Origin of the sequence: Alkalibacillus flavidus (assembly GCF_040545925.1) — a bacterium.
GTDB classification, from domain to species: Bacteria; Bacillota; Bacilli; order Bacillales; family Alkalibacillaceae; genus Alkalibacillus; species Alkalibacillus flavidus.
The window spans coordinates 1-1,071 of the sequence record NZ_JBEPMX010000029.1 but is presented as its reverse complement, the minus strand read 5'-3'; the positions used below and the strand labels follow the sequence as shown (position 1 = coordinate 1,071).

The 1,071-nt window shown below is 54.6% G+C and carries 1 rRNA gene; it reads left to right on the top strand.

Annotated features, from left to right (window positions below):
• Positions 1–1,071, top strand: a 16S ribosomal RNA gene (locus ABID56_RS12945); the annotation flags it as partial.

Sequence of the window (1,071 nt, the reverse complement as noted above, 5' to 3'; positions counted from 1 at the left end):
AAGTCTGACGGTGCAACGCCGCGTGAGTGATGAAGGTCTTCGGATCGTAAAACTCTGTTGTTAGGGAAGAACACGTGCTGTTCGAATAGGGCAGCACCTTGACGGTACCTAACCAGAAAGCCCCGGCTAACTACGTGCCAGCAGCCGCGGTAATACGTAGGGGGCAAGCGTTGTCCGGAATTATTGGGCGTAAAGCGCGCGCAGGCGGTTCCTTAAGTCTGATGTGAAAGGCCACAGCTCAACTGTGGAGGGCCATTGGAAACTGGGGAACTTGAGTACAGAAGAGGAGAGCGGAATTCCACGTGTAGCGGTGAAATGCGTAGATATGTGGAGGAACACCAGTGGCGAAGGCGGCTCTCTGGTCTGTGACTGACGCTGAGGCGCGAAAGCATGGGTAGCAAACAGGATTAGATACCCTGGTAGTCCATGCCGTAAACGTTGAGTGCTAGGTGTTAGGGGGTCCAACCCTTAGTGCTGCAGTTAACGCAATAAGCACTCCGCCTGGGGAGTACGGCCGCAAGGCTGAAACTCAAAGGAATTGACGGGGGCCTGCACAAGCGGTGGAGCATGTGGTTTAATTCGACGCAACGCGAAGAACCTTACCAGGTCTTGACATCTTCGGACAGCCCAAGAGATTGGGTCTTCCCTTCGGGGACCGAATGACAGGTGGTGCATGGTTGTCGTCAGCTCGTGTCGTGAGATGTTGGGTTAAGTCCCGTAACGAGCGCAACCCCTGATCTTAGTTGCCAGCATTCAGTTGGGCACTCTAGGATGACTGCCGGTGACAAACCGGAGGAAGGCGGGGATGACGTCAAATCATCATGCCCCTTATGACCTGGGCTACACACGTGCTACAATGGATGGTACAAAGGGAAGCCAAACCGCGAGGTCGAGCTAATCCCATAAAGCCATTCTCAGTTCGGATTGTAGGCTGCAACTCGCCTGCATGAAGCCGGAATCGCTAGTAATCGCGGATCAGAATGCCGCGGTGAATACGTTCCCAGGCCTTGTACACACCGCCCGTCACACCACGAGAGTTGGCAACACCCGAAGTCGGTGGGGTAACCTTCA